This window comes from Kitasatospora sp. NPDC004723 (assembly GCF_040609255.1).
Taxonomy (GTDB): Bacteria; Actinomycetota; Actinomycetes; order Streptomycetales; family Streptomycetaceae; genus Kitasatospora.
This window is the reverse complement of the sequence record NZ_JBEXJT010000021.1, coordinates 63,719-85,334: the sequence shown is the minus strand read 5'-3', so window position 1 is coordinate 85,334 and position 21,616 is coordinate 63,719. Positions and strand designations below refer to the sequence as shown.

At 72.0% G+C, this 21,616-nt stretch carries 14 protein-coding genes; 7 read left to right on the top strand and 7 right to left on the bottom strand.

Features of this window, described 5'->3' with window-relative positions; translation table 11 throughout:
- Positions 1–41: 41 nt before the first annotated feature.
- Genes ABZW10_RS21200 through ABZW10_RS21190 form a run of 3 tightly spaced genes read right to left on the bottom strand, consistent with a single transcriptional unit; the run spans position 42 to position 3,059 of the window.
- Positions 42–866, bottom strand: coding sequence for a carbohydrate ABC transporter permease (locus tag ABZW10_RS21200; RefSeq protein WP_355368003.1), 825 nt, complete (start codon positions 864–866; stop codon positions 42–44).
- A complete protein-coding gene (locus tag ABZW10_RS21195; RefSeq protein WP_355368000.1) occupies positions 863–1,780 on the bottom strand; it encodes a sugar ABC transporter permease in 918 nt (305 codons plus the stop codon). The genes ABZW10_RS21200 and ABZW10_RS21195 overlap by 4 nt, the downstream gene beginning before the upstream one ends.
- Entirely contained in the window at positions 1,770–3,059 is a 1,290-nt protein-coding gene (locus tag ABZW10_RS21190) for an extracellular solute-binding protein (protein WP_355367997.1), read from the bottom strand. The genes ABZW10_RS21195 and ABZW10_RS21190 overlap by 11 nt, the downstream gene beginning before the upstream one ends.
- Positions 3,060–3,252: 193 nt before the next feature.
- Between ABZW10_RS21190 and ABZW10_RS21185 the strand changes: the two genes are divergently transcribed.
- Positions 3,253–4,428 carry a serine/threonine protein kinase gene (locus ABZW10_RS21185; protein WP_355367994.1) on the top strand — a complete coding sequence of 392 codons (1,176 nt, stop codon included), beginning with the start codon at positions 3,253–3,255 and terminating at the stop codon, positions 4,426–4,428.
- 28 nt (positions 4,429–4,456) lie between these two features.
- Positions 4,457–5,197, top strand: coding sequence for an HAD family hydrolase (locus tag ABZW10_RS21180; RefSeq protein ID WP_355367991.1), 741 nt, complete (start codon positions 4,457–4,459; stop codon positions 5,195–5,197).
- Here the strand turns inward: ABZW10_RS21180 and ABZW10_RS21175 are convergent.
- A complete protein-coding gene (locus ABZW10_RS21175) occupies positions 5,148–6,626 on the bottom strand; it encodes a N,N-dimethylformamidase beta subunit family domain-containing protein (RefSeq protein ID WP_355367988.1) in 1,479 nt (492 codons plus the stop codon). The genes ABZW10_RS21180 and ABZW10_RS21175 overlap by 50 nt on opposite strands.
- Before the next feature lie 258 nt (positions 6,627–6,884).
- Here ABZW10_RS21175 and ABZW10_RS21170 point away from each other — a divergent pair, with 258 nt between their 5' ends.
- A complete protein-coding gene (locus tag ABZW10_RS21170) occupies positions 6,885–7,712 on the top strand; it encodes a class I SAM-dependent methyltransferase (RefSeq protein ID WP_355367985.1) in 828 nt (275 codons plus the stop codon).
- 26 nt (positions 7,713–7,738) lie between these two features.
- Positions 7,739–8,524 (top strand): N-acetyltransferase, encoded by a 786-nt coding sequence (locus tag ABZW10_RS21165; protein ID WP_355367982.1) that lies wholly within the window; start codon positions 7,739–7,741, stop codon positions 8,522–8,524.
- Between the two features lie 27 nt (positions 8,525–8,551).
- Here ABZW10_RS21165 and ABZW10_RS21160 read toward each other — a convergent pair whose 3' ends face one another.
- Together ABZW10_RS21160 and ABZW10_RS21155 are read right to left on the bottom strand one after the other, a co-directional pair.
- Positions 8,552–9,646, bottom strand: coding sequence for a hypothetical protein (locus ABZW10_RS21160; RefSeq protein ID WP_355367979.1), 1,095 nt, complete (start codon positions 9,644–9,646; stop codon positions 8,552–8,554).
- Positions 9,647–9,762: 116 nt separating this feature from the next.
- Entirely contained in the window at positions 9,763–9,960 is a 198-nt protein-coding gene (locus ABZW10_RS21155) for a hypothetical protein (protein WP_355367976.1), read from the bottom strand.
- Between the two features lie 404 nt (positions 9,961–10,364).
- On the opposite strand from ABZW10_RS21155, the gene ABZW10_RS21150 reads away from it, so the two are divergent.
- The 3 genes from ABZW10_RS21150 to ABZW10_RS21140 are packed head-to-tail and all read left to right on the top strand — an operon-like array spanning position 10,365 to position 18,822.
- A complete protein-coding gene (locus ABZW10_RS21150; protein WP_355367973.1) occupies positions 10,365–16,265 on the top strand; it encodes a hypothetical protein in 5,901 nt (1,966 codons plus the stop codon).
- Positions 16,262–17,806: a hypothetical protein gene (locus ABZW10_RS21145; protein ID WP_355367970.1), complete on the top strand. Its 1,545-nt coding sequence runs from the start codon at positions 16,262–16,264 to the stop codon at positions 17,804–17,806. Before ABZW10_RS21150 ends, ABZW10_RS21145 begins: the two co-directional genes overlap by 4 nt.
- A 56-nt stretch (positions 17,807–17,862) precedes the next feature.
- A complete protein-coding gene (locus ABZW10_RS21140) occupies positions 17,863–18,822 on the top strand; it encodes a Gfo/Idh/MocA family oxidoreductase (protein WP_355367967.1) in 960 nt (319 codons plus the stop codon).
- A 107-nt stretch (positions 18,823–18,929) separates the two neighbouring features.
- On the opposite strand, the gene ABZW10_RS21135 is transcribed toward ABZW10_RS21140, so the two are convergent.
- Positions 18,930–21,302, bottom strand: a complete 2,373-nt coding sequence (locus tag ABZW10_RS21135) for a collagenase (protein ID WP_355367964.1) — start codon at positions 21,300–21,302, stop codon at positions 18,930–18,932.
- Positions 21,303–21,616: the final 314 nt, after the last annotated feature.

Genomic DNA, 21,616 nt, shown 5'->3' with positions numbered 1-21,616 from the left:
CCGGGAGAGTCGGGTGTTCGGTGCGCGGGATCACCCCTTGATCACCCCTTGATCGCCCCGGCGGCGAGGCCGGAGGCGATCCTGCGCTGGATGATGAGGAAGAAGACCACGACGGGCAGGGCGGTGAGCGTGGCTCCCGCCATCAGGCCGCCGTAGTCGGTCCCGCGGCTGGTCGTGAAGGAGACCAGCCAGATGCTGACGGTCTGCTTCTCAGGGGTGGACAACAGGATGTAGACGAGCACGTATTCGTTCCAGGCCTGGACGAGCGCGAAGACCGAGGTGGCGACGATGCCGGGGGCGAGCAGTGGCAGCACCACCCGGCGGAAGGCGCCGAGGCGGCCGCAGCCGTCGACCATGGCCGCCTCCTCCAGCTCCACGGGCACCCCGTCGATGAATCCCCGCAGCATCCATACCGTGAACGGCAGGGTGAACACCAGGTAGGTGAGGATCACCCCGGTCAGGCTGTCGGTCAGCCCGGCGTCGTTCAGCAGCAGGTACAGCGGGATGATCAGGGCCGTCAGCGGCACCATCTGGACGATGAGGATCACCACGACGAAGGTCTTGCGGCCCGTGAAGCGGAAGCGGGCGAGGGCGAACGCGGCGAGCGTCCCGACGATCAGCGACACCACGACGGTGCCGAGGCCGATGAGGACGCTGGAGCGGACGTTGGCCCAGAAGGTCTCCGAGCCCAGGGCCCGTGCGAAGTTGTCCCAGGTGGGCGAACTCGGCCAGAACTTCGGCGGCAGGCTCAGGATCTCCGAGGCCGGCCGGAACGCGGTGAGCACCATCCAGTAGATGGGGAAGCCGATCACCGCGGCGACGAGCAGCCCGAGGAGGTCGTGGCCGAGCGAGCGTTGGCGCCTCAATCGAGCTCTCCCGTCCTGAGCATCTGACGCAGGTAGACGACCGAGCCGGCGAGCAGCAGGACGACGGTCACGAGGGCGATCGCGGCGCCGGTGCTGTACCGGTTCACCGCGAAGGACTCGATGAAGGAGTAGACGCCCAGCAGGTAGTACTCCCGCTCGGGCTGGCCGCCGCGCATGAGCCAGATCTGGTTGAAGACACCGAAGTTCCAGATCGCGTTCAGCGTGGTGACCATGAGCAGGACCGGTCTGATCACCGGGAGGGTGACGTGCCGGAAGACCTGGAACGGCCGGGCGCCGTCCAGGATCGCGGACTCCTCCAGTTCGGGCGGTACCTGCGAGAGCGCAGCTCGCAGGGTGATCGCGGCGAACGGGAGCGAGCCCCACACCACGACGGCGACGATGACCGTGAACCCCTGCCAGGGGTTGGTGAACCAGTTGTGGTGGGTCATGTCGACCCCCGGCAGGTTGGACAGCACCCAGTTCGTGACGCCGTAGTCGGTGTCGAACAGCCAGCGGAAGATCGACGCCGCGACCATCGCGGGCATCGCCCACACGGTGACCAGCACTCCGGCGATGACGGCGCGCACCCAGGGGGAGACCCGGTGCATGAGCTGCGCCGTGAACAGCCCGCAGACCACGGTGAGCACGACGGTCACCGCGGTGAAGAGCACCGTGCGGCCCACGACCTTCCAGAAGAAGCCGTCCCCGAGGATCTTGCCGAACTGGTCGAGCCCGGCCCACGGCGGTGCGGCGCCGCTGAAGAGCTGTTCCCGGGTCATGTCCTGGAAGGAGAGCAGGACCATGTCCACCAGCGGGTAGCCGAGGACCAGGACGAGCGCCAGGACGGTGGGGGCGATCAGCAGGTACGGCAGCAGTGGCCGACGCCGCTGCTGCCGGCCCCGGTCAGCGCTCATTGATCACTTCGTTGATCCGCTGGTCGGCCTCGCGGGCGGCGTCCTGCACGGACGCCTTGTTGTTGGCGATGCGCTCGAGCATCTCGGGCAGGATGTTGGACTTCTCCACCGACGTCCAGCCGGGCGCGAACGGCGTCATCCAGCCCCCGGTGGCCGCGGCCTGGGCGGCCGGGCCGTTGATGCCGCCGGCCGCCACCTCGGCCAGCTGGACGGTGTTGTTGGGCAGGGTGTCCACCGCGATCAGGGCCTTCTGCGACTGCGTGTCGGTGAACATCCTGATCCAGTCGGAGGCCAGCTCCTTACGGCTCGACTTGGCCGGCACCGCCAGGGTGGAGCCGCCGAGGAACGGCGGCAGGAGCTTGCCGGACGGGCCGGGGAAGGGGAAGGTGCCGAACTTGTCCTTCAGCTTCGGGTCCCCGCCGGAGCGCTCGTCGGTGGCCATGGCGGACTCCCAGGTGTTGCCGTAGAAGACGCCCACCCGGCCCTGGCCGACCACGGCCGGCTGGTCGGAGTTGTCCTTGGCCCGGTCACCGACGTAGTAGGTGTCGATCAGCCGCTTCCACTCGGTGAGACCGGCCACCGAGCCCGGCGCGCCCAGCGTGCTCTTCCACTTGTCGCCCTCCTTCACGGCGATCTCGCCGCCCGCGTCCTTCACGAACGCCATGGCGGCGTACCAGTAGCGGCCGGGCATGTAGAGCGCCGAGTAGTTGGGGTCCTCGGGGCCCAGGGTGGCCTTCAGCTTGTCGAGCGCGGAGAGCAGCTCGGGGTAGGTCTTCGGGGCGTCGGCGACACCGGCGCGGGCGAACTGGTCGGTGCGGTAGATGCCGACCCGGGCCCCGACGTAGTACGGCACGCAGTACGTCTTGCCGTCGGCGCGGCAGGCGTCGGCGAGGGCCGGCAGCCAGTTGGCCGACTGGTCGTACTTCGCCGGGTCCACCGCGGCGAAGGCGCCGTTCACGATGTAGTTGGTGGTCTCGCTGTTGCCCATCTCGACCACGTCCGGGACGTTCTTCCCGGCGAGGACGGCGTCCAGCTTCTGGTTCTTGGTCGTCCACTGCTGGTACTGGACGTCGACCTTGACCCCGGGGTGGGCCTGGGTGAACCGGTCGTTAGTGGACTGGACCAATTGCGGCCAACTCTCCTGCGCGTCCACGGCCAGCCACACCGTCAGTTTGCCGCCCGCGTCGCCTCCGTCCCCGCTACTGGAGGTACAGCCGGTGGCGGCGAGGGACAGGAGAAACGTGAGGACAAGGGGGCGGTAGGACATGCGAATGGCCATGAGGTCTCCAAGTTCGCTATGGGGGTGCTCTTCTGATTACCCGTCTGATCGCCCAGAGTCGCAGAGGTTTAGACATTCGGCCGGAAGATGACGTTCAGTGTCCCGCAGAGAGATCAACACTTGACTCCTCCCGGGCGGTACCCGCAGGTTAGGCCTCTGCACCCACGTGATCCCGATACGAAGGGCTTGTAACGTGACCGAGCAGACGACTTCTTCGACCGAGCAGACCCCCGACACTTCCGCCCGACCGATCCGGGTCAACGCCTGGAACGGCTGGGACCCGCTGCGCCACGTGGTCGTGGGACGGGCCGAGGGCACCGTGGTCCAGGCCCCCGAGCACGCGGTGCGCCGCGACTACCCCGAGGACGGCTTCCCGCTGGGCACCTTCGGCCCGATGCCCGAGGACATGGTCGCCGAGGCCGAGGAGCAGCTGGACGACTTCGCCGAGATGCTGCGCCGGCGCGGCATCCGGGTGGACCGCCCCACCCCCGTCGACTTCAACCAGCAGGTCAGCACGCCCGAGTGGACGCAGGACTCGATGTTCGGCTGCATGCCGCCCCGCGACCTGCTGCTGACCGTGGGCAACGAGGTCCTGGAAGCGACCATGTCCTACCGCAGCCGCTGGCACGAGTACCTGGCCTACCGGCCCCTGCTGCAGAACCTGTTCGACTCCGACCAGAACATGCGCTGGGAGGCCGCACCGAAGCCGCGGCTCACCGACGCCTCCTACAACACCAAGTTCTGGGACACCTACAACGACCTGCCGACCGAGGAGCAGCTGGCCCGGGTCCGCGACTACGACCTGGTGCTGACCGAGGCCGAGCCGCTGTTCGACGCCGCCGACGTCGCCCGCTTCGGCAAGGACCTCTTCGTCCAGCTGTCCTTCGTCACCAACCGCAGCGGCTACCAGTGGCTCAAGCGCCACTTCCCCGACCACCGGGTGCACGTGGTCACCTCCACCAACACCCACCCGCTGCACATCGACGCGACCTGGGTGCCGCTGCGCCCCGGGCTCGTGCTGCACTGCGGCGAACGGCTCGCGGACGCCGAGCTGATGGAGTTCTTCCGGCTCAACGACTGGGAGATCATCGAGGCGGTGCAGCCCGCGAGCTGGGACCACCCGCCGAAGCTGTCGTTCTGCAGCCCGTGGCTCGCCGGCAACATGCTGAACCTCGACGAGAACACCCTGTGCATCGAGGAGAAGGAGGTCCGGCTCTCGGAGCAGCTGTCCTCCTACGGCTTCGACATCGTCCCGGTGCCGTTCCGGGCGGTCGGGCCGTTCGGCGGCGGGCTGCACTGCGCGACCGTCGACATCGAGCGCGAGGGCGAGCTGCAGGACTACTTCCCGCGCCGGCACGGCCGTTACTGAGGCCGGGCCCGTGCCGACCGCGGGGCCGGTGGAGATCCGTGCCGTCGTCTTCGACTTCTACGGGACGCTGGCGCGGATGGTCGAGCCGCTGCCGCCCGACCACCGCGCGATCTTCGACCGCCGGGGCCTGTCCGCCCAGGGCGCCCGCTGGGGCGACCAGTGGACGGTGGGCCCCGCCGAGGGCGAGGAGCACGCGGCCCACTCCGCCAGTGAACTCGACTACCACCGTTGGGAGTTGGGGCGGCTTCGGCGCAGGGCCCGGGACTGCGGGGTGCCGGACGGCGCGCTGGAGGGGCTGGTCGAGGAGATCGACCGGGCCATGAAGGCCGTCCGGCTGGAGCTCTTCGAGGACACCCTCCCCGTCCTCGGAGAGCTCCGCGCCCGCGGCCTGCTGCTCGGCATCTGCTCCAACTGGTTCTGGAACCTGGAGGACTGCCTGCGGGAGGTCGGCCTGGACGGGTCGGTCGACGTCGTGGTCGGCTCCGCCCGGGCGGGCGCGCGCAAGCCGCACCCGCTGATCTACCGGACGCTGCTGGAGCGGTGCCGATTGCGGCCCGAGCACGTGCTGTTCGTCGGCGACATGTGGGCACCGGACGTGCTCGGCCCGCTCACCGCCGGGATGCGCTCCGTCCACCTGTCCCGGCCGGACCCCGCGGTGCTCGGATCCGAGCCGCCCCTGGTGGACGGGGCGGCCCGGATCCGCGGGCTGGGGGAACTGCTCACGCTCGTGGCGAGCGGTGCCGCAGCCGGTCCAGCAGATTGCGGGTGACCCGGGCGACCGCGGCGTCCTGGTCCTTCCCGCAGACCACGGGCCAGTCGGTGGTGCCCGCGGAGAACACGGTGCCGCCGGCGGTGAAGACGCCCATGGTCGCGGCCCGGGGGCTGGTGACACCCGGCTCCCGGGCCGGTCCGTTCCAGTGGCCCCACTTGAAGTCGTGGAAGTCCTCGTGCACGGGTTCGAGGACGTGGATGCCGAGGATGAGGAAGGAGGCGGGAGTGCCGTCCTCGCCGCTCGCGCGGGCGACGCCGCGGTCGTCCCGGGTGTAGGCGGCGCCGTCGCACTCGTACCCGATCAGTGTGGTGCCCGCGCCGAGCCGGTCGGGCTCACCGCCGTCGGAGCCGTCGCGCAGTCCGGTGCCGGCGAAGACCCAGTGGTCGGTGTGCTGCACGGTGTAGCCCTCGCGCGGACGGTCCCCGGGCCACCCCTCGGCGCTCGCCCACATGCCGCCGTTGCGGAAGCTCACCCCGGTGAGGGAGTTCTCGGGGCGGCCCACACCGTCGGGCGCCGCCGGCCACCACTGGTCGGTCGCCGGAAGGTGCGGGTACGCGTCCCCCACGTGGTGGTCGGTGTCCGAGGCGAAGGCGGTGTTCCGGTCGGTCGGACGAATGCGCCACCAGCAGGTGTTGGCACTGAGGAAGGCGATGTTCCCGCCGTCCCGGACGAATTGTTCGGCGTGGCTCCGCATCTCCTCGCTCCAGTATTCGTCATGGCCGACGCTGAGCAGTAGATCGTACGAGGAAAGCAGCTCCGGATCCTCGTGCAGATCGAGATCCGTGCAGAATTCGACCGGGTAGCCGTTGCGCTCCAGCCAGGCGATGAAAGGGGCGTCCCAGTAGGCGAGGTCGATGATTCCGCCGGGCCGGTGCAGGCTCACCCGGTGGCCGTGCGGATCGCCGTCCGGCAGGTACACGGGGTGGTCGTAGAGGCTGGCGCCGCGGTCCTCGCCCGGCCGGTCGGCGCGGTTGTAGGCGTGCCGGGTGAAGGTCGACTTCTTGTAGAGGATGCGGGACCGGCTGCCGGGCCGCCGGGGCCGCACGACGAAGAACTCGCGGTCCGGGCCCTCGATGCTCGCGGCGTCGAGCAGTGGCGGGTCCTCGTGGTCCGGTCCGTCCTCGTCCTGCTCGCCGTCCTCGACGAACTGGACCAGGTGCATGCCGGGCGTCCAGTCCTCCGGCACGGGCACGGTGAGCGGCGGCCAGCCCCAGGCCTCGGCGGGCGAGGCCCGGCCGGGCACGCCGTCGGGGTGCGGCGGCGGCAGGTGCAGCGACCCGGGGTGCCGGCCGCTCTCCGCCACCAGGACCGGCTCCGTTCCCAGCCGGTAGAACCTCAGCCGGAACCCGGCGGCGTCGGTGGAGACGTGGACGGTCAGCTGTTCCCCGGCGGTGACGCTTTCCCGGCCGAGATATCCCTCGATCATTCCGCCTCCCAGGTAGGGCGAACGGCCGGTGAATAGGTGCCCGGCCGCTTCGGCCCGCCATCGTAGGGGATTCCGGGAATTCCGGGCAACGGTGCCGTGGAACCGGTCATTCAGGGCCTCCTTTCGGACAGCGAACCGGATCGGGAGAATCCTCTACCGCCGGGCCGGGTAGTCGGAATTCAGCCGAGGCCGACCGGCTACCGCAAATCCGTCACCTCCGGGCAAGAACGAGGCATTCGCATGAGCAATGAATTTCGCGTGAGGGAGCTCGTCCTGGGAATCCAGGGCCTGGCGCTGCTGCGCCACGCCATGGACGGGGAGGAGGAGTTCCTCAAGGCGCGCGTCGAGGACATCCGGCGCTTCGCGTCGGACGACGGGGAGCTGCCGGAAGGAGGCACCGGCGTCAGCGAACTCGGCCTGGCCGAGGGCTACGCCTCCTGGTCGGCGGTCTACGACTCGCTGCCCAACTCGTACATCGAGGTGGAGGAGCCCGTGCTGCACGGGATCCTCGACACCCTTCCCACCGGCGTCGCCCTGGACGCCGCCTGCGGCACCGGGCGGCAGACCGGCGCCCTGGTCGCCCGCGGGCACCGCACCATCGGCGTGGACCAGTCGCCCGAGATGCTGGCCAAGGCCCGCGAGCGCGCCCCGCAGGCCGAGTTCCGGGTCGGGCGGCTGGAGAGCCTGCCGCTGGAGGACGACTCGGTCGACCTCGCCGTCTGTTCGCTGGCCATGACCCATCTGCCGGACCTGGCGGCGGGCGTGGCGGAGCTGGCCAGGGTGGTCCGTCCGGGCGGGCGGATCATCGTCTCGGACCTGCACCCGTTCGTCATCGCCCTCCAGGGGCAGTGCGTCTTCGTGCACGGCTCCGAGCAGCTCGCGTTCGTCCGCAACCACGTCCACCTGCCCGGGCGGTACCTGGAGGCGTTCACCGGAGCCGGGCTTCGGGTCCGGGCCCTTCACGAGCCGCTGTTCAACGGCCGTCTCGCGCCCGGGGGTTACGAGGAGTTCATCGCCGACGCCGCCCGCGCGGCCTGGGACGGGCTGCCGATCGTCATCGTCTGGGACGTCGAAGTCCCCGCCTAGGAGAACAGGAAGAGGAGGACGGACCGATGGCCCTGATCGTGGTGACCCACGCGGAGAAGCCCGAGCTGTGGGACCGCATGCCGGAACGGTTCGCCGGCATCGTGCCCGAGTACAACCTGCACGGCGACGTCAACGACGGCTACTGGGACCGGCTGTTCGAGGACTTCGCCGACTACCAGTTCGTCCTGTACGACGACGAGCGCGAGGTGGTGGCGGGCGCCGGACGCTCGCTGCCGCGGACCTGGGACGGCACGGCCGCCGACCTCGGCCCCGGACTGGACGACTCCATCGCCCGGGCGTTCGCCGACCGTGCGGCGGACCGGCCGGCCGGCGCCCTGGTCGCGCTGGGCATCGAGGTCGCGGAGGACTACCAGCGCAGGGGTTTCTCCAGCGTGCTGCTGGACGGGATGCGCCAGGTGGCGCGGCGGGCCGGGCTGGAGACGGTGCTGGTGCCGGTGCGGCCCACCTGGAAGGACCGCTACCCGCTGGTGCCGATCGAGCGGTACGCGACCTGGCGGCGCGCGGACGGCGCCCCGTTCGACCCCTGGATCCGCACCCAGGTGAAGGCCGGCGGCGCGATCGCCGGGGCCTCGGAGCGCTCCTCGCGGATCACCGGCACGGTGGCCGAATGGGAGCGCTGGACCGGCATCGACTACCCGGAGGACGGCGACTACGTGTTCCCGAGCGGACTCGCCACCCTGCGGATCGAGCGCGAGCGTGACCTCGGCTCGTACTGGGAGCCCGCGGTGTGGATCACCCACCCGGTCACCTCGGAGGCCGCCGCGGAGGCGGCTGCGGGGACCTCCGCGTAGGCCGTCGGGGAGCTCACGTCCGAGGCCTCACGCCGGAGACCACTGCTCCCCGGCCCTGACGGCGGTCCAGGCGAAGGCGGACATCAGACGCACCTCGTCCGGACCGGCCTCCGGGCGGCGCTCGGGCGGCAGCCCGGCGGGACCGGCGGTGGACACCGCCGCGTCCCGCAGCCGGGCGAGGGCGGCCGGCGGTACCTCGCCGGGGCTGCCGGGGTCGCCCAGCCGGCGGGCGGCTTCGGCCGCCTGCCGGCCGAGCAGCAGGCAGTGGATCCACAGTTCCTCGGCGAATGCCCGGCCGAACCGCTCGGCCACCTGCGACGCCAGGTCCGCCGGCATGCCCTCGGCCACCGCCTCGCGCACCGCGCGCTCGGTGAGGCCGGTCATCGGCAGGGCGTCGAGCCAGCGGTGGTGGCCGCGCCCGCCGTCCGGGCCGTTCTCCTGGCCCACGAGCCGGATGTAGCCCTCGCCGTAGCGCATGTACGGGATCCACCCCGGCTCCTCCAGGACCCGGCCGCGCGCCAGCAGCGGCTCGGCGTCGGCGGCGTCGGTGGGGCAGACGGCGAGCCGGATCCCCTGCGTGGCATGGCCGTTGATGCTGCTGGTGCCGATGTGCTCCACCACGTTGGGCACCGCGATCAGGCTCATCCGGCCGCGGGCGCGGAAGAAGACGGAGAAGAGCTCGTCGTCGTGGCGCTCGTCGCTGCCGGCGGCGAACGCGCGGAAGTCGTCCGCGGTGCCGAGCGGCAGACAGACCGCGAGCGACGGCGTGAACTCGTCGGGCACGGCCCGTACCCAGGCGGCGCCGGCGAGCGCGGCGAGCCGGGAGGCTCCGCCGTTGCGCGCGTGCCAGTTGGTGTAATACACCAGGGCCTCGTCGGGGAACCGGCCGGCCGCGCGGCCCACGAGCGCCACCAGGTTCTCCGGGGCGGACACGTCGTCCTGGACGACGAGGTGGTGGCTCGCCGCGGAGTCCGCCGCCGCCCAGGCGACCATGGCCGTCCGCATGGCCGAGGGCGGACCGTCCGGCTCCGGGTCGAGTGCCAGGCCGTCCAGCCCGAGCCGCTCGGCCAGTTCGCGGGCCTGGACCAGGCGTACCGGGTGGGTCATGACCGCTGAACTCACGCGCACCGTCGACACCTTGGCTCTCCCTCGTCTCTGGGGTCTCGTGTCATCGTGACAGGAGCCGCCCCGCCGCCGAAAGGGCGCGCAGTGATCTCGGCCGGTTCCCAACCCCAAGCTCAGGGCCAGTGGCGTCCTCTCCAGGGCGCCATGGCGCGGGGCTCGTTCTCCGTCGGGTGGGGCAGGTCGGAGAGGAACGGCCGCCCCACGGCCTCGTCCACCGCGACGATCGGGGGCCGTCGCCGCGGGAGGAGCAGCGCGGCGAGCGAGAGCCACCCGACCACGACGAACCCGTCCACACACAGGGCGGGCAGCAAGGGGAGCCGTCCACCGGCGTGCACGGCCGCCAGCACCCCGGCACCGACTCCGGCTGCAACCCCAACGATCAGACAGCGCACGGCCCTTCGCATTCCGCCTCCACAGTGACCAGTCGTGCGGCCAGTGGACCCGGCTGCTCGGGTGCAACAGTGAACGGCACACCGGCGCCCGTTGTGACGACGTATTCCGGACAGAATTGGAGTAGACCAATATTTCCCTGGCGCTCCGGCCCCTGGGCACATCGCGGAGCCCAAGCACCGAAGCTCCGCTCCGACACTCGGCCGACCCGCTGTCAAGCTCTGTACGATCTCGTGTCAATTCCGATGTTTGAAAGCCGGGAGATGCCCGTTGTACTGGTCGATTCCGCTGCGGAGGGCTTCGGAACCGTGTGAAGATGGGCGGCGTGTCGTCAGCTCCTGAACTCCGCCGGTGGCTCTCCCAACAGCCACCGGACACCCTGCAACAACTTCTCGCCTTCCTCGCCGTCGCGCACGGCCGGACCTTCAGCTACAAGGGCGAGTCGACCCGGCAGGTCCGAGCGAGTGCCGCGGGCATGCGCGCCTGGGTCGCCAAGGCTCCCGCCGACCTGCTGCTGCACATCGCCGAGGTCGGGCGCGAGGCGGCCGACCAGGTGGCACGTCAGAACGGCTTCGTGAAACAGGGTCTCCGGGGTGCGGACGCCGAGTGCCTGAGGTCGGCGCTGACGAACCTGCCGCCGTCGCTGGCCTGTCTCGCACTCCACTGGTATCCGCTGACCGACCAGGAAGCCCCCGAACGCGGCCAGGTCCTGGAGCACTGGGACACCCTCTGGGAGGCCGCCGCGACCCCGGCGGACTGGCCCGAGCCGAGGCCTCGCCGCCGTGCGAGCAGAACGGAGCGCGCCTCCGGCACGACCGCGCCGGAGGCCCCGGACGGCGACCAGCACAGCACACGACCCGCAGCCGCGGACAGGGAGAACTCGGTGTCTGACGACCTGGCGGAGCAGCTCGAAGCCGCTGCGCGCCGTCTGCGCGGGGAGGGCGAGGAGCTGGCCGGTCGGCTGGAGCGCTTGGCGGTGGACGTCCGCGGCGGCGTGGGGCGGCGGGACGCCGGTCTGGCCGCGGCCGTGGACGCCTGGTTCGACCAGCGGGCCGCCACGGCCGAACTGGCGCTCGGCCTCGGCGGTGACGTGCGGTGGGCGTCCACGCAGACCCATGACGACCTCGACCGGATCCTGGCGGACGTCCGCGCGGCGAAGGCCGACGAGGAGATCGCGAACACGGAGGCCGAGCTGGAGAAGCTCGCCGCCATGGTGGCCGCGATGGTGAGCTATCCGGCCGTGCACAGTGCGCTGCAGGCGGAGGTCGAGGCGAAGAGCGCCCGGCTCCGGGAGCTGCGGTCGCTCAAGGGCGGGCGGCCGGTGAGCGGCCCGGTCGACACCGTCCGCCCGGAGGAGCCCGCCGGGCCGGCTGCGGCGGGCGAGGTCACGGCCGACGTCACGGCCGACGTCACGGCCGAGGCCACGGGCGACGGCACGGGCGACGGCACGGGCGACGTCGTGGACGAGGAGCTGCCGGTCCCGGCGGCCGAGGGTGCCGTCCCGGCCGAGGCCGAGCGGGAGGCACCGCAGCCGGAGACCGCGCCCGAGGCCCCCGAGCAGCCCGCCGACATCGCCGACACCGTCGACGCGCCGGGCTCCGAGGAGGAGGCCGTACCGGCGGAGCCGGCCGCGGAGGAGCGGCCCGGCCGGACCGGGCCCGCCACCGCCGTGGGCGTGCCGCGGCAGTCGGTGGAAACGCGTACCGCCCACCCGACCGCGCACCTGATCGCCCACCCGAAGCAGCCGTCGGCCGAGGCCGCGCCGAAGCCCGCCGAGCCGGTCGAGCCGGTCGACGCACCGGTGGCCGTCGAACAGCCGGCCGCCGAACCGACCGACGTCTGGACGCGGACCGGCGAGGCCCCCTCCCCGGTCGAGCAGCTGATCGCCGACGGCCGGCTGGCCGAGGCGTACTGGCTGACCCGGGCCGCCGGGGACCGCGGGGAGCGGTGCCGGTCGCTGGCCTTCGCCACCTCGGCGTTCGGGCTGGCCCCCGGGCAGCAGGCGGCGATCACCCTGCAGGTCAGCGTCGAGGACCGGGCGCTGCCGACCGCCGAGGACCGGGACGGCTACCTCATCGCCCTGGCCGCCGCGGTGCGCAGCGGACTGCAGGCGGGCTGGGCGCTGCCGATCGTCAACGACTTCGCACAGCTCCCCGGCCTGCCCGAGGTCTGGAACGAGCTCTTCCGCACGCTGGCGCTGGAGATCCGCAAGGGGGTGCCCTTCCAGCCGGGCGACGAGGCCGGGCTCGGACAGGACGACACCGTCGACCCGGCGGACCTGCGGGACCGGGCGGAGGCCCTCAAGGCCCGTCTGGGAACGAGCAAGACGGCCTATCAGCTCGCCTCCCGGGTGCTGCAGACCCTGCTCAAGGACGACGCGGAACTCGGGCACAGCCTCAACCTGATCGTGGCCTGGTCGGTGGGCGGTGCCACCGCCGAACAGCTGCGTCAGGACCTGGAGGACACCTACGGCGAGGACGACGCGATCGACCGGATCATCCGGGAGACCACGCGCCGGGTCAGCTCGCCCAACCAGCGCAAGACCAAGATCATCGCCACCGCCCTGGACCAACTGCGCGGGCGCATCGGTGAGGTGATGACGCTGCTGCGCGAGGCGGTCCAGGTCGCCGAGCTGCCGCCGCGCGGCGACAGCCGGCGACTCGGGAGCGAGCTGGTCGCCGCGCGGCGGGCGGCGCGCCAGGCGGCACTGCTGCCGGGTCCCGGCGGCGAAGCGGTCCGGCTGCTGCTGGACTGGATCGACGACGGAGTCGCCCTGGGCGTTTCGAGGGCCCCGGCCGGTCCGCCCGGCACCGACCCGCTGCTCGTGCTGCCGGGCCTGGCCTGGACGGCGACCGCCGACGGCCAGGACACGCCGGACCTCGCGGCTCCGGACGCCCTGGACGCCCTGCTGGAGCTCCTGCGGCCGGCCGACCCGGCGAAGGCCTTCGCCGCCCACCTCGACCGCGGTGACCTGCACATCGCCGGGCGGCTCCTCGACCTGGCGGCGGGCCGGCCGGCCGCCGCCACCGGACCCGAGGCGAACCAGCTGGAGGTGTGGCGGCGCAGGCTCGGTGACGCCGAGGCGCAGTGGCGCGAGAGGACCGGTACGGCCCTGCGCCAGGCCGACAACCTCTTCGCCCGGGTCCGCCTGCAGAACCTGCTCACCCCCGGGCAGGAGAACGAGCTGGCGGCCCAGCTGCTCGACCTCAAGACCTCGGAGCGCAGCCTGCGGTTCCGTCCGCTGCTGGAGCGGGTGCGGGGCTTCGTCTCCCGGCTGGACGACCGGATGCTGGAGAAGACCGACCAGCTGCGCGAGCAGCTGGTCGACCTGAAGCTCGAAGGGGCGGACCTCGACCGGGTCAGCGCCCTGATCGACCGCGGCGACGTCGCCACCGCCGAGGAACTGCTCTCCTTCGCCCGCAAGGGCGACCGCATACCGGAGCAGGTCGTCGAGACCGGCACCGAGCTGGCGGCCTTCCTGGAGGGCGTGGGCCACCCGGACTCGCCCAGGGCCGGCAGCACCGGCGCCGACGCCCGCTGGTGGTTCGACCACTACGCGCGCGGGCGCTCCGGGCAGGCGGAGACCGACGCGGTCACGGTCGCCCTGCAGGCCTGGGAGTCGCTCGGGCGGCTGAACGAGCGCCGCAACTCCTTCCAGAAGCACGTCCCCAGCGTGCTGCGGATGCTCGGTCTGAGCGTCAAGGGCCCGGTCCGGCTGGTGGACCAGGACCGCAAGGACTGGCAGGTGATGACGCTCTCGATCACCGCGGAGATCAGCGACAACGTCCCGGGCTACGTGTCCCGGATCGGCTCCCGGGCCAAGGGCGTCTACCGGGTCCTCATCGTCGGCACCGAGGAGGTCGGGCCCGACGCCCTGATGCGTCATCTGCCCGAGTCCGCGCTCGGGGCCAACATCATCCTCTACCTGCAGCCGCTCGGCATCGGCGGGCGCCGGCGGCTCGCCCAGGCCTCCCACCAGAAGCCGCAGCAGGCGATCGTCGTCGACCCGGCGGTGTTCGGCTGGATCGCCGCCGGCGAGGCCCGCTCCTTCCGCGCGGTGCAGCGGGTGACGCTGCCCTGGGCCGCGTACCGGCCGTACGAGCCGTTCCAGGCCGGTCAGGTCGCCGCCGAGGTGTTCAAGGGCCGCGACCACGAGAAGCACACGATCATGGCCCGCGAGGGCGGCCTCTTCCTCTACGGCGGGCGGCAGCTGGGCAAGTCCTCGCTGCTCCAGCAGGTGGCCGACAGCTTCCGCGCCGGGCACGGCGGCAACCAGGTCGCGGTCTACACCGACCTGCGGTTCGCCGAGATCGGGCTCAGCCGCCTCCCGCAGGAGATCTGGAGCGTGCTGGCCCAGCAGCTGAAGGCCGCCGGGGTGCTCGACCGCAGAGTCTCGGAGCACGCCAACGCCACGGCCATCGGCGACCTCGTCCAGCAGTGGCTGAACGAGAGCGAGGAGCGCCGCATCCTCTTCCTCGCCGACGAGGCGGACGCGTTCCTCAACGCGGACGCCCGGCCGGTCGAGACGGCGACGGCGGGCGCGCAGTCGACCTTCCGGACCCTCACCGGCCTGATGAAGCTGATGGCCGACACCGAACGCCGCTTCAAGGTCGTGTTCGCGGGTCTGCACCAGGTGCAGCGCTACAACCGGCTCACCAACTCCATCACCGGGCACGGCGGCGAACCGGTCCTGGTCGGTCCGCTGCGGGCGAAGGCCGCGATCGACCTGGTCGTCGAGCCGCTGGCCGCCGCCGGACTCTTCTTCGAGAACCCCGACCTGGTCTGGAGCATCCTGGCCCTGACCAACAACCAGGCCAACCTCGTCCAGATCGTCTGCGAGGGCCTGGTCGAGGAGATGCAGGGCCGCGCCCTGTCCCCGGAGGGCGGGCGCCCCCGGATCACCAACGCCGACGTGCAGAAGGTCGTCGAGAACGGGGGCATCCGGGACAAGATCCGGGACCGGCTCCGGCTGACCATCGACCTGGAGGACCGGTACCGGGTCCTGACGCTGATCCTGGCCCTGCGCAGCCTCACGGACGGCTACGCCCGCGGCTACACGCCGCAGGAGCTGCAGGAGGAGGCGCACCGGGTCTGGCCGGACGGGTTCCCGGAGCAGAACGGCGTGGACGAGGTCCGCACCGACCTGGTGGAGATGGAGGGCCTCGGACTGGTCCTCCCGCTCCCGGGCCGGAGCAACAGCTTCGTCATGCGCAGCCCGAACCTCGTCAACATGCTCGGCACCCGTGACGAGCTGGAGGCGGAGCTGCACACCAGCGAGTTCACCCAGAAGTACGACTACAACCCGCGCGTCGCCCGCCGGTCCATCGGCCGCGACCGCGACCGCCGGCAGATCCTGCGGATGAGCCCGCTGACGGACGAGCAGTGGCACGCCGTGCTCTCCCGGCGCACCGGGATGGTCACGGCCACCGCGGCGCTCGGCGCCGACTTCCTGGCCAAGGCCGCAGGGCAGCACGTCGGACGCGCGTGCCAGGTGGTGCCCGTGGCGTCCGCGGAACTGACCCAGGCGGTCACCAGGTGGGCCCGGGAACGCTCGCCGCACCTGCTCTTCGTCGACCTGCGCGGCGTCCCCGTCGCGCAGGTGCGGGCCGACGTCGAGCGACTCGCCAAGTACACCTCGGCGTCGGAGGAGGACGGCAAGGAGATCCCGCGCCGGCGCGCGCTGGTCGTCGTCGACCCGTTGACCGCGCTGCACTCCGACTTCCCGGAGGTGTCCCGGGTGCAGCCGCGGCGCTGGAACACGACCAGCCTGCGGGCCTGGCCGGAGCTGCCGTTCGTCTCGGCCCCGGAGCGGCGCAACCTGATCGAGGTGACCGGCGGCTGGCCCGGCTTCGTCGAGTGGGCCATCGCCCAGTACCTCCAGGGCGCTCCCCGGGAGCGGCTCTTCGACCTGGTGCGGGCCCGGGCGGACGACCCGGAGTTCGCCCGTGACCACCTGCGGCGGGTCGGCCTCTCCGACCGCCACGTCGAGCAGCTGGCCGGCTGGGCCGACCTGTTCAGCCCGGAGGAGCACCGGCAGGGCCGGGTCCACGCCATCCCGCAGGACCTGGCCGTCGTGCTCGACGACGACCTGGACGAGGCCGAGGCACTGCTGGCGGACCTGGAGGCGCTCGGGGTCCTCGACGACGACGGTGAGGTCCTCACCGTGGACAGCGTCACCTTCCGCGCGCTCAGGACCGTGGCGGGTGCGCAGGGCGGGTCGGCGTGACCGAGCTCCTCGATCCGGCCGGCGGGCTGTCCCCGGAGGCGGTCCGGTACCTGCCGGGTGCACGGCGCCACTGCGCCAGGGTGCTCGCCGACCTGCGGGCCGGGCTGAGCTGCGTCTGGCTGTTCCCGGACGCCGAGGTGGAGTCGGAGCGCGCCGACCGGGCCGTGGAGCAGGTGGTCCACGGGCTGGACCACGCCGTGGAGGCGCCGGGCAAGGGGACGGCTCCGCGCCCGGCCCCGGTCGCGGCGGTGCCGCACGCCCGGGATCCCTGGGAGCCGGACGGCGGCGGGGGCGAGTGGGCCGCCCACTCGTCCGAGGACACCCTCGACATCGACGACGGCTTCGGGGGCTGGGACCCGTTCGGCGTCTTCGCGGGTACGGGTGTCCAGGCGCCCGGGGGTCTGTCGCCCGCACCCGTCGTCGAGGAGCCGGTCCTCGGCGACCCGATCCCCGACGCCGGGCTCTCCGACGATCGGGACACCGGCGACCGGGACACCGACGTCGCCGCCCGGCTGGCCCGCAGTCTCGGTCTGGACGGGGACCTGGTCTCCGAGCTGGTCGGCGGCGCGGACGGCGGTGCGCCCGTGCTCGTCGTGCGGGCCTGGACGGAGGCGGACCCGTACGCGGTGTCCCGGCTGGTGCGTCGCTTCCAGGCCGCCGTGAAGGAGGCCGGCCTCAAGCCGAGTGACCGTCCGCGGCTGCTGGTGGCCTCCCGGCTGCAGGACCTGGAGGAGGACACCGTGGGGCTGCTCGACGCGACGGTGTCGCGGCCGCACTGGTGGTGGGGGGTCTGGAGCCACCTCGACACGGCCACCGTGGTGGCCGACGCGATGCCGCACCCGGCCTCCGGACACGCCCACAGCCGCATGACGCCGACCAAGCTCATCCGGCACGCCCTGCGCCGCGAGACCGTGGTCCAGACGGCCGGGCCCGATCTGGGACTCGCGGTGGAACTGGCCAGGGCCTGGAGCGGCAGGACCGGCGACCTGGCGTCCGCCCTGCGCGAGTGCCGGCCCACGGACGGGGCCGTCGAGCCGGGCTCCCAGGGGCGGGGCACGCCCGCCGCGGCGTACGCACCGCTGCCCGAGAACGGTCTGCGCGAGGCGTGGTCGGCGGGGCTGGTGGACAGCTGGGAGGGGCAGGTCCGGCACAGCCTCGGCTCCGGTGTGCGGGGCTCCGGTGGCGCGGAGCTCGACAAGCTGGTCTGGCAGGCCCAGAACCGTGTCCTCCTGCCGCTCATCGACGACGCCCGCCTCGGCTTCGTCGAACTCCTCCCGCGGATAGCGGTGCGCGGCGTCGCCCGGCTCGTCGACACCTACGCCCGGCAGTCCCCGCGCGACACCAGGGGCGCACCGCCGGACGCGGCCTCCCTGGAGCTGGGCGAGCTCTACCACGCGGCGGTGCAGCGGGACATCACCCTGACCGACGAGCAGTTCGGCCGGCTGCGCACGCTCCGGCAGGCACGCAACAAGCTCGCCCACCGCACGCCCGTCGACGACGCCCGGCTCCAGGAGCTGGTGGATGCGCTCGCCGGCTCCTGACGCGGCCGGGGTAGGGTCCACTGAGCGGGACAGAACGGCTGAGGAGGACGGAGCGGATGGCGGATCCGGTGCGCGTCGGACTGGTCGGGGTCGGCATCATCGCCGAGACCCACCTCACGGTGCTGGCCGAACGGGACGACGTGACGCTGGAGTTCACCGTCGATCCGCGGCCGGTCGGGCCGTCCGGGTTCCGGGGTGCCGCGCCGCCGCCGCACTACGACGGGCTCGCCCGGGCGCTCGGCGCGCACGAGCCGGACCTGATCGTGCTCGCCACCCCGACGGTGACGCACGCCGAGCTGGTGACCGAGGCGCTGCTGCGCTCCGCGGCCACGGTGCTGGTGGAGAAGCCCATCGTCCACGATCCGGCCGCGCTCGCGGAGCTGCGTGAGCTGGACGGGAGGGCCGACGTCTGGCGCCGGCTGTTCACCGCCCACCACTTCGCCTTCTCGCCGGAGGTGGAATGGGCGGCGGAGCTGCTCGCCGCGCACCCCGAGTGGGGGCCGGTCACGGGCATCACCTCGGCGTTCTACGACCCGTACGCCCAGCGGCTGCCCGCGGCCTTCGCGTCGTACGGGTCCAGCTGGACGGACTCGGGGGTGAACCAGCTGAGCATGATCACCCGCTTCGTCGACGACCTCACCGCGCTCACCTCCGTCCGGCCGGCGGACGGCGGCGCGAGCGCCTGGTGCACCGTGGAGTTCCGCTCGCGGGGTGCGGTGGGCACGGCGCGGCTGCGCAGCAGCTGGCTGACCGGGTCCAGCAGCAAGGAGAGCAGCCTGGTGTTCGGCCGCTCCGGGGTGGAGGTCTGGATCGACCACACGGCCATGACCGGATTCGCCGCCCGTGGCGGCGAGTTGATCGCCACCTTCGGCAACGACGGCCGCACCCCGCGCAAGGTGGCCCACTACCGCCCGCTCTACGCCGGCCTGCTCTCCGGCCGCCCCGACCGGGTGCTCGGCTTCGACGCCGCCGCGACCATCGCCGCCATCCACCAGGCGGTCCCCGCGGCCGGGTAGCCGGGGGGAGAACTCCTGGTCCTCGGTCCCGGCGGCTGGATCCACAACGTGTCGCCCCGCGGGAGGACCCGGCCGTCCCTGGTCCGGGTCCTCCCGCGGGAGGACGGTCAGCGGCGGAGCGGGCCCTCACAGGTGTAGTCGGCGCTGCCGGCCTGGCCGGTGGGCCAGATGTCGACCTTGCCGAACCAGCAGTTCATGTCGGCGAGGTTGTTGGCGGCCTCGCCGGCGCGGGTGAGCAGGTAGTAGTCGACGGTGTCGGCCATCGACTCGCGGATCCGGCCGGCGTCCAGGGTGTTGTTCAGGTTGGCGGTGATCCGGCCGGTGCAGGTGAAGCGCACGGTGTTGTTCCAGTCGGCGTTGTCCTTGCAGACCGGGGTGTTCTGGGTGGCGCGGGCGAAGGCGTCCTGCACCTCGTAGGCGTAGGCGAAGCGGAGCCGGCCGTTGGGGGTGAAGTCGGTGGCCGGGACGTAGAGGTCATCGGCGCGCGGGATCTCGGTGTCCAGGTAGTCGTCGTACTCGCGCTGGAGTCCGGCGTCCCGGCCGATCCGGTCGCGCCAGGCGTTGTAGCCGTCGAGGTCGTCCGCGCGCAGCAGGCGGTACATCTCGGCCAGCTGCTCGGGGTGCTTCTCGCCGAGCAGGTTGAAGAAGACGGCCGCGTACGGGTACACGCGGAAGCCCACGTCCCGTGTGGCGTGCACGATCTGATCGACCGTCATGCGCGGCTTTCCGTCGCGCTTCTCCCAGCTGATCTCTTTGAGCATCCACTTGCGGGCCTTGACGCCGTCCTTGGCGGTGGCGCCGGCGAAGTACTCGGCGGTGCCCTCGTTCATGGCGAAGGTGGTGTCGGCCGGCCAGCGCTTGGTGTAGCCGCTCTCGGGGATGGCCCAGCGGGCGTTGAGGTAGTGGGTGTACTCGTGCCGGAAGAGCTCCTCCAGGCTGAAGTAGGACTCGGTGCTGAGGCGCTGGTAGGTGTAGAAGGTGGACTGCTCCTCGATGAACATGCCGCCGTTGTCGACGTCCCCGACGCCGAAGAGCAGGTTCTGCAGCAGTTTGTAGTTGCTCTTGGTGTCGTACAGCTGCACCGTGAGGGTGGGGTGGGTGTCGTCGGCGAGCGGCTGGTCGGTGCCGATGGTGCGGAAGAACTGGGCCTTGACCTGCTTGGTGGCGTAGTAGAGCTGGTCGGCGGTGGCCTTGTCGAGGGCGGTGCGGACGACGAGCGTGCCGTTGTCGTAGCTGTAGGTGTTCGGGAAGAACTGCCGCATCAGGTCGGCCCGGCAGGCGTCGTACGCCTGGCAGAGGCCGAAGTCGTTGACCGGGACGGCGGCGTTGACCCACGCGGGGCTCAGGCGGCCGAAGTTGTCGCGGGTGGCGGTGAGGACCGCGCCGGCGTCGGCCTTCACCTCGGGCAGGAGTGCCGGGATGCTTCCGAGGCGGGCGAACTCCAGCATCGCGTCGCCGGCGGCCCACTCGGTGCCGGTGCCCTTGAGGTGGCCGTAGCCGGCGAACGCCCGGATCGCCTGCCGGTAGGAGGGGTTGTCGGCGACGGCTTCCTGGAACCTTCCTTTGTCCTCGACGACGTTGCGGATGCCCTGGTAGTTGATGGTGAGCGCGGACTGGAGGGCCCAGTTCCACCCGCGGTTGCCGATGTACGGGCTGCCGGAGGTGGCGTACTGGCGCATCACCCGCTCACCGAGCGGGAGGAGGCCGGAACGCAGCCCCGGGCCGCTGTTGGCCTGGAACACCTCGCCCATGGCGTTGCCGGCGTGCTCGGTCGGCTCGAAGACGTGCGGGTTGGCGAGGTATGCGGCGGTGGCGCTCTTGATCGCGGCCTTGGTGGTGTCGTCGCCGAAGTCGAGCTCCTCGTGATCGAAGTCGAAGTAGACGGCGACGTGCAGGAAGTACCAGAGCCCGCGCTGGTTGTGGGTGTTGGCGCTGTCGAAGTCCGGCGCGAGGGAGGTGATCCGGTCGGCGACGGTGCGCACGTGGTCCTGGGTGAGAACCTTGGCGAGTTCGGGCCGCCAGCTGCCGAGCAGGGGGAGCAGACAGTTGTCGTAGCCGTGCGCCGGGTCGCTCAGGAAGTCGGCGAGGGCGGTGGGGGAGAGCGCGCTGAAGACGGCCAGGTCACAGCCGGTGGCGGCGGTGAGGGTGGCGGGGGCGGTCGGGGTCGGCGCACCGTCCGGGTCGGCGACCGGCTGCCCGGCGGTCGCGATCGACTGGCGGTTCGCGTTCTCCGGCGCGCCCTGCGGGCCGGGGAGACCGGTGGAGGCGGTCCCGTGGGCGACCTCGCCCGCCGGGCCGGCCGGGTGGTGGGCCCGGGTCGTCTCGCCGAAGGTGGAGGGCGTGGAGGCGACCGGCGCCGAGGCGGCCGGGGCCGCGGGGCCGGGCGTGGCGGCCTGGGCGCTCTGGAGGAGCGGGGCCGCGAGGGTGGCGGCGAGGGCCGCGGAGAGCAGGACTGTGCGCAGACGTGGGGTGGCTGACACCAGTTCTCCTGTGGGAGTGGGGGTGCGCGACGCCGGGCGCGGTTCGGGCCGAGGGCGTGGGGGAGCGCCAGGGCCGCTGGGTCGCACGGGAGTTGGGTGAGCACGACGGGCTCTGCGTGGATTCGCTCAACCCGTCGATGAGTAAAATAGTAATGTCAAATTGCATTGCGCAAGAGGTTGCCCGCCAGGGGACGGCGGCGGGTAACGAGAGGGTCTCGACCTGCCGATTGTGGGCGCAGGGGTCTTGACGTGGGCTCGACCAAGAGCGTTTGCTGGCTCCCGCTCGTTCGATGTTGATTACTTCTGTTTGTTTA

Bases quoted from the DNA above. Each gene is read 5' to 3' on its own strand.
- ABZW10_RS21195 (WP_355368000.1), bottom strand. From the start codon at position 1,780: ATGAGCGCTGACCGGGGCCGGCAGCAGCGGCGTCGGCCACTGCTGCCG.
- ABZW10_RS21190 (WP_355367997.1), bottom strand. From the start codon at position 3,059: ATGGCCATTCGCATGTCCTACCGCCCCCTTGTCCTCACGTTTCTCCTG.
- ABZW10_RS21175 (WP_355367988.1), bottom strand. From the start codon at position 6,626: ATGATCGAGGGATATCTCGGCCGGGAAAGCGTCACCGCCGGGGAACAG.
- ABZW10_RS21165 (WP_355367982.1), top strand. From the start codon at position 7,739: ATGGCCCTGATCGTGGTGACCCACGCGGAGAAGCCCGAGCTGTGGGAC.
- ABZW10_RS21140 (WP_355367967.1), top strand. From the start codon at position 17,863: ATGGCGGATCCGGTGCGCGTCGGACTGGTCGGGGTCGGCATCATCGCC.